We start from the raw sequence: 6,535 nt of genomic DNA, 5'->3' as shown, positions 1-6,535 counted from the left end.
AGCCCACCGCCGTGCGCCGCTACACCGGCGTCGAGGGCGCCAACATGGCCCAGGTGCTCGGCTACCTCTCGCCGGTCACCGACGAGGAGGTCAGCCCAGGGCGAGCGCGCGGAGGCGGTCGGCCGCGCCGTTGAAGTAGTTCTGGTCACCGGGGAAGGTGCCGGAGTCGGCGAACTGCCAGAAGGTCTGGTAGCTCCACCCGTTCGGCAGGGTGCCGACGGAGGTGGAGTAGCGGGCTATCCAGAGCGGGTTGGTGGTGCCGAAGCCGCCGTAGTTGCCGGTGCACTGGGTCCACCAGTTGGTGGTGGTGTAGATGGTGGGGTAGCGGCCGGTGCGGGTGTGCACGGTGTTGCTGAAGTCGCGGATCCAGCTGACCATGGCGCTCTGGCTGAGGCCGTAGCAGGTGGCGCCGTAGGGGTTGTACTCGATGTCCAGCGCGGGCGGCAGGGTCTTGCCGTCGGCGGACCAGCCGCCGCCGTGGCCGACGAAGTAGCTTGCCTGGGTGGCGCCGGAGGAGACGTTCGGCAGCGCGAAGTGGTAGGCGCCGCGGATCAGGCCGGCGTTGTACGAGCCGTTGTACTGCTGGGCGAAGTACGGGTTGGTGTAGCTGGTGCCCTCGGTCGCCTTGACGTAGGCGAACTTGGCGCCGTTGGCGGCCACCGAGGACCAGCTGACGTTGCCCTGGTAGCCGGAGACGTCCAGGCCCGGGGTCTGGGTCGCGGCGAGGGAGGCGAACGGGGCGGCGGGGCCGCGGCCCTCGCGGGCGGCGACGGTGGAGCCGGCGAAGTCCTGCTCCGGGTGGAAGCCGGGGCGGCCTTCGACGACGGGGGCGGCGGAGGCGGGGTCGGCCGCGTACGCGGGGGCGGCCGCGCCGGCGACCAGGGCGGTCGCGGCGGCGAGGGCGGCGAGCGCGGGCAGCCGGCGGCGGGCCGGTCTGTCGGCGGTGCGGGTGGTGCGGGTGGTGCGGGTGGTTCCTGCGGTGTCGGCGGTGCGGGCGGAGCGGGAAGAGCGGGGCATGGGCACTCCTCTGGTCCGAGCGTGGGGAGGGTCGAAATGACCCGGTTCGGCCGGGGTCCGACCGGCCGTACCGCAGAGTAGCCATGTACCTGCTGCCACCGCCAGGCATCTTTTTTCACATGGTGAACGCACGTCACATGGCCCGAACGCCATGACCGGCAACCGGTCCTGCCGGTTCTGCCGGTCCGGCAGATTGCCGAGAAGGTGTCCGGAGCGGGGCCGGGAGCGGGGCCGGGAGCGGCCCGGGGGAGCGTCGGCGCACTGTGGCACGATGCCCGCGGGCCGGCCACCGAGGGCGGCCCGCCGCACGTGAGGAGAGGACCAGCCATGACCGAGACCGCCACCGACCCCGCCCGCCCCGCCGGGGAGCCCGTGTTCCGCCCCGCCGTGCCCGCCGACGTCCCGGCGCTGGTCGAGCTGGTCGAGTCCGCCTACCGGGGCGACGCCAGCCGCGCCGGGTGGACCACCGAGGCGGACCTGCTGGACGGCCGGCGCACCAACCCGGAGGCCGTCACGGAGGCCGTCGGCCACCCCGAGGGCCTGGTGCTGATGGCCGAGCGGGACGGCGAACTGCTCGCCTGCTGCCAGCTGGAACGGCGCGGCGAGCGGGCGTACTTCGGCATGTTCTCGGTGCGCCCCGGGCTCCAGGGCGGCGGGATCGGCCGGGCCGTGCTGGCCGAGGCGGAGCGGGTGGCGGCCGGGGAGTGGGGCGTCGGCGCGATGGAGATGACGGTGATCGAGCAGCGCGCCGAGCTGATCGCCTGGTACGAGCGGCGCGGCTTCCGGCGCACCGGGGAGTTCAGCCCGTTCCCGTACGGCGACGAGCGGTTCGGCATCCCGCTGCGGCCGGACCTCCGGTTCGCCCACCTCGTCAAGGAATTGAAGGCGGACGGGTGAGGAACGGGCCTCCGCGTACGGGAGTTGACGGCTGTGGCGGGAGTTGACGGCCGCCGGAAACGGCCCGCGCCCGAGGTCCGGTTCAGTCCCGATCGACCGGACTTCCCCAGGTGACGGGTGGTCAAGTCGCTGAGCTGGGGCGATGCGGAGATGTCATACCTCGTTCATGATTGGTCTAGGCCAATGTGAGAAGCTGAGCGCGAACGGCCACGTTCCGTCCGCTGCCCAGGGGGGCCATTTCCGCATGCCCGTTCTCCATGGCACCGCCATGCCCGCACCCGACACCGGTCCGCGCCGGACACCCGCGGACCCCGACGGACACCGACTGCCCAGCCCGCCCGACGACGAGGAGCTCTACTGGTACTTCGGCCCGCAGCGCCGCTGGGTGCTGCTCTGCGCCACCCTCTCCTACGCGGGAGCCACCGCCACGCTCGGCCTGTTCGCCCTCAGCAAGCCGCTGCTCTGGCCGTTCCTGGTGCTCACCGTGCTCAACGCGGCCACCTGGCTGCTCTCGCTCGCCGACGGCCAGCGCGCCCGGCGCTTCACCCGCGACTCGCACGACCTGCTGCTGCGCGCCTGGAGCCCGGCCCGCGCCCCGAGCGTGGACCTGCTGCTGCCGACCGCCGGCGAACCGCTGGCCGTCCTGGACAACGCCTACCGGCACACCGCGGCCGTCCGGTGGCCCGGCGAGCTGACCGTCCTGGTCCTCGACGACGCCGACCGCCCCGAGGTGCGCCGGCTCGCCGAGTCCTACGGCTTCCGGTACCACGCCCGCCCGGACCGGGGCCGGTTCAAGAAGGCCGGCAACCTCAACCACGGCCTGGCCGAGGGCACCGGCGAGGTCGTCGCCGTCCTGGACGCCGACTTCTGCCCCCGCCCCGACTTCCTGCACCACCTGGTGCCCTACCTCGACAACCCCGGGGTCGGCATCGTGCAGAGCCCGCAGTGCTTCGACACGGACGCCGACATGTCCTGGCTCGAACGCGCCGCGGGAGCCACCCAGGAGATCTTCTACCGCTGGATCCAGCCCTCCCGGGACGCGCAGGACGGCACCGTCTGCTGCGGCACCAACGCCCTCTACCGCCGCGCCGCGCTGCAGCGGATCGGCGGCTTCGCCGAGATCGACCACAGCGAGGACCTCTACACCGGCCTCGCCCTCGCCCGCGCCGGATGGACCACCCGCTACGTCCCCGCGCTGGTCGCCAAGGGCATGTCGCCCACCGGCCTGCCCGCCTTCATCAGCCAGCAGTACCGCTGGTGCCTCGGCTCCCTGGCCCTGGTCCGCGACCCGGACTTCCGCAAGGGGCCGCTGCCCCGCTCCGCCCGGCTCTGCTTCTGGAACGGCATCCTCGGCTACGTCACCAGCGCGGTGAACGTCTTCGCCGTGCCGCTGCCCGCCCTGATCATGCTGTTCTTCCGGCCGGAGGAGATCCAGCCCTGGCAGGTGCTGCCGTTCCTGCCGCCGATCTGGGTCGCCCTGGTGCTGCTGCCCGCGATGTCCCGCACCCGCTGGCGCTTCGAGGTCACCCGGGTCCAACTCCTCGGCGGGCTCTGCCACGTGGTCGCCATCGCGCACGCGCTGCGCCGCCGTTCCGCCGACTGGGTGCCCACCGGCGCCGTGTCCGGCGGCAGTTCGCTCGCCCGCGCCGTCGCCCGGATCGGGGTCGGCTGGCTCGGGTTCGTCGTCCTCGCGGGCCTCGCCGGACTGGTCCGGGCCGCGCTGCGGTACGGCTGGCAGCCCTACTGGGCGCTCGCCGGGCTGCTCGCGCTCACCGCGTACACCATGATCCCGCTGATCCGGGAGCTGTGGCCGCTGCTGAACGGGACCGGAGGCGGCAAGGGCGCCGCCGTCGGGGAGGTCGCCGCGCCCGCGCCGGGCCGCTCCGACCTGGGGTTCGGCCGGGCCGAAGCCGTCGCCGTCACCGCCGTCCTGCTGCTGTGCGGGCTGCTGGCCTCCGGCTGGGCCGACCCGCTGATCCTCTGACGCCACGTCAGTTCCGCTCCACCGCTCGACCGTTGCGTTTCCTTGCGCGTCGCCCCACCGGCGCGGACACCGCCCGGCCGCCCCATCGGCCCGGCGGGCCCGACCACCGCTGCCACTCCTGCAAGGAGCACCGCCGTGTCAACGGCCGTACCACCGTCGTCCTCCGAGCCGTCGTCCGATTCCGCCGCCGATTCCGCTGCCGAGATACGCGCCGGCCTGCTGCCCGGCGTCGTCCGGGTGGGCCGGGAACCCGCCGCCCCGCAGCCCGCCACCGTCGCCGAGCGCGGGCAGGCCCGCCGGCGCACCGCCTTCCGCCCCGACATCGAGGGGCTGCGCGGCGTCGCCGTGCTCGCCGTCCTCGCCTTCCACTCCGCCCTCCCGGGCCTGACCGGCGGCTTCGTCGGCGTCGACGTCTTCTTCGTCGTCTCCGGCTTCCTGATCACCGGCCTGCTCGTCGGCCGCCCGATCGGCCTGTGGGACTTCGCCGCCCGCCGCGCCCGGCGCATCCTGCCCGCCGCCGCCACCGTGCTGGTGGCCACCGCCGTCGCCGGCGGCGCCCTGCTCGACCCGCTGCGCGGCACCGACCTCGCCCGCGACCTGATCGCCTCGGCCGGCCAGTTCGCCAACTGGCGCTTCGTCGGCGAGCAGACCGACTACCTGGCCGCCGAACGCGACCCCAGCCCGCTGCAGCACTTCTGGTCGCTGGGCGTGGAGAACCAGTTCTACCTGCTCTGGGGCGTCCTGCTGCTCGGCCTCGCCCGCTACCTGCACGGGCGCCGCCGCACCCTGGCGACCGCCCTCGCCACCCTGGCCGTCGGCGGCGTCTCGCTGGCGCTCTGCCTGCGCTGGACGGCCACCTCCGCGCCGCTCGCCTACTTCTCCACCGGCAGCCGGCTCTGGGAGTTCGCGGCCGGCGCCTGCGCGGCCCTGCTGGGCCCGGCACTGGCCGCCCGGGCCGAGCGGCGTCCGACGCGCTGGTCGCTGCGGGCGGCCGGCTGGCTGGGCCTGGCGGCCGTCCTCGCGCCGGTCGTCCTGTACGACCGCACCACCGCGTTCCCCGGCACCGCCGCGCTGCTGCCCGTCCTCGGCACCGCCGCCGTCCTGCTCGCCGGGCACGGCACCCCCGGCGCCGCCGACGCCGGACGGCTGCTCGCCGCCCGTCCGCTGCGCGCCGCCGGCCGGCTCTCCTACGCCTGGTACCTCTGGCACTGGCCGGTGCTGACCATCGCCCAGGCCCGGTACGGCGCGCTGCCGTGGACCGTCCTGCTCGCGCTGACCGCCGCGAGCGCACTGCCCGCCTGGCTCACCCTGCGGCTGGTCGAGCAGCCGCTGCGGTACGGCAGCAGCCCGGCCCCCCGGCGCGGGCTCGCGGTCGGCGCCAGTGCCCTGGTCATCCCGCTGATCGCCGCGCTCACCCTCGGCGGCGGCACCGTACGGGCCCTCGGCGACCCGGCCGCCGGGCCCACGGCGGCCCCCGCCGGAGCCGCCGACGGCCCGGGCCTGCTCGCCCCCGGCACCCGGGTGCTCGCCCTGACGCCCCCGCTGGCCCGGGCCCGGGAGGACTTCCCGCCCGGCAAGGGCTGCGAGATCCCGCTCAACGCCGACAGCAGCCCGCGCTGCCTGTTCGGCGCGCAGGACAGCCCCGACCGGATCGTGCTGCTCGGCGACTCGCACGCCGGGCAGTGGATCTCCGCCGCGCTCGCCCTGGCCGAGCAGCGGCGCTGGGCCCTGGAGGTCCTGGTCAAGCCCGGCTGCCCGCTGGCCACCCTCACCGTGCGCAACAACGTGCTCGGCCGCACCTTCGAGGAGTGCGACCGCTGGCGCGAGAACACCCTCACCCGGCTGGCCTCAGGGCCCCGGCCGCGCCTGGTCCTGATGGCCGGGCTCAACCGGTACGGCAGCCCGGAGGAGCGCGCCGAGGGCTGGACCCGCACCCTGGACCGGCTCACCGCCCTCGGCGCCCCGCTCGCCTACCTCGGCGACACCCCGATGCCCGGCAAGGACATCCCGACCTGCCTGGCCGCCTCCGACGGGCGCTCGGACGCCTGCTTCTTCCCGCGCGACACCGCCTTCGAGCCCGACCCCGTGCTGGACGGCGGGCTCGCCGCCCGGTACGGGGTGCGGACGCTCGACCTCGGGCCGCTGCTCTGCCCCGGCACCGGGCCCTCCTGCCCGGCCGTGCTGGAGGGCGTGGTGCTGTACCGGGACACCGGGCACATCACCGACACCCTGGCGCGGGTGCTGGCGCCCCGGCTGGACAAGGGGCTGCTGGGGGCACCGGGGGCACCGGGGGCTCCTACCGGTCCGGCTGGTCCGGCTTCTTCGGCCGGTCCGGCGGCGTCCGTGGCTCCGGGGGCGCCGTCGGCTCAGCCGTAGAGGCTGTGGCAGATCCGGGCCTGGTCCGACCCGGGCGGCCAGTGGCCCGCCCGCTCGGCCTGGTCGCAGATGGTGGTGTTCCGGCCGCCGCCCGAGCCCGCCCCGGCACTCGCCGGGGCGGGCGCGCCCGACGGGCCGCGGGCCGGAGCCTGGGCGTGCGGGCTGTGCGGTCTCGGGTGGGCGCTCGCCGAGGCGCGCTGGGCGTCCGGCGTCGCGCCGGCCCCGGCACCGGGCGTCGGCGGGGCGGCCCGCCGGTCCCCC

The 6,535-nt window shown here is 75.5% G+C and carries 4 protein-coding genes and 1 pseudogene; 3 read left to right on the top strand and 2 right to left on the bottom strand.

Going from position 1 to position 6,535, the window contains the following annotated elements; genetic code table 11:
• Positions 1–90: 90 nt before the first annotated feature.
• Positions 91–1,017, bottom strand: coding sequence for a lysozyme (locus tag ABZW03_RS34980; protein WP_355267662.1), 927 nt, complete (start codon positions 1,015–1,017; stop codon positions 91–93).
• Positions 1,018–1,344: 327 nt separating this feature from the next.
• Between ABZW03_RS34980 and ABZW03_RS34975 the strand changes: the two genes are divergently transcribed.
• From ABZW03_RS34975 to ABZW03_RS34965, 3 genes are all read left to right on the top strand, one after another.
• On the top strand, positions 1,345–1,914 hold the full coding sequence (locus ABZW03_RS34975; RefSeq protein WP_355267659.1) for a GNAT family N-acetyltransferase: 570 nt from the start codon (positions 1,345–1,347) through the stop codon (positions 1,912–1,914).
• Positions 1,915–2,158: 244 nt separating this feature from the next.
• Positions 2,159–3,898 (top strand): cellulose synthase catalytic subunit, encoded by a 1,740-nt coding sequence (locus tag ABZW03_RS34970; RefSeq protein ID WP_355267656.1) that lies wholly within the window; start codon positions 2,159–2,161, stop codon positions 3,896–3,898.
• Positions 3,899–4,033: 135 nt separating this feature from the next.
• Positions 4,034–6,274: an acyltransferase family protein gene (locus ABZW03_RS34965; RefSeq protein WP_355267653.1), complete on the top strand. Its 2,241-nt coding sequence runs from the start codon at positions 4,034–4,036 to the stop codon at positions 6,272–6,274.
• On the opposite strand, the pseudogene ABZW03_RS34960 reads toward ABZW03_RS34965, so the two are convergent.
• Positions 6,265–6,535, bottom strand: a pseudogene (locus ABZW03_RS34960) (hypothetical protein); the annotation flags it as partial. The gene ABZW03_RS34965 and the pseudogene ABZW03_RS34960 overlap by 10 nt on opposite strands.

Source organism: Kitasatospora sp. NPDC004799 (genome assembly GCF_040609095.1).
Taxonomy (GTDB): Bacteria; Actinomycetota; Actinomycetes; order Streptomycetales; family Streptomycetaceae; genus Kitasatospora.
The sequence above is the reverse complement of the archived record's forward strand: the minus strand, read 5'-3'. Positions and strand labels throughout refer to the sequence as shown.

Coding starts and splice junctions, on each gene's coding strand:
- ABZW03_RS34970 (WP_355267656.1), top strand. CDS start 2,159: ATGCCCGTTCTCCATGGCACCGCCATGCCCGCACCCGACACCGGTCCG.
- ABZW03_RS34980 (WP_355267662.1), bottom strand. CDS start 1,017: ATGCCCCGCTCTTCCCGCTCCGCCCGCACCGCCGACACCGCAGGAACC.
- ABZW03_RS34975 (WP_355267659.1), top strand. CDS start 1,345: ATGACCGAGACCGCCACCGACCCCGCCCGCCCCGCCGGGGAGCCCGTG.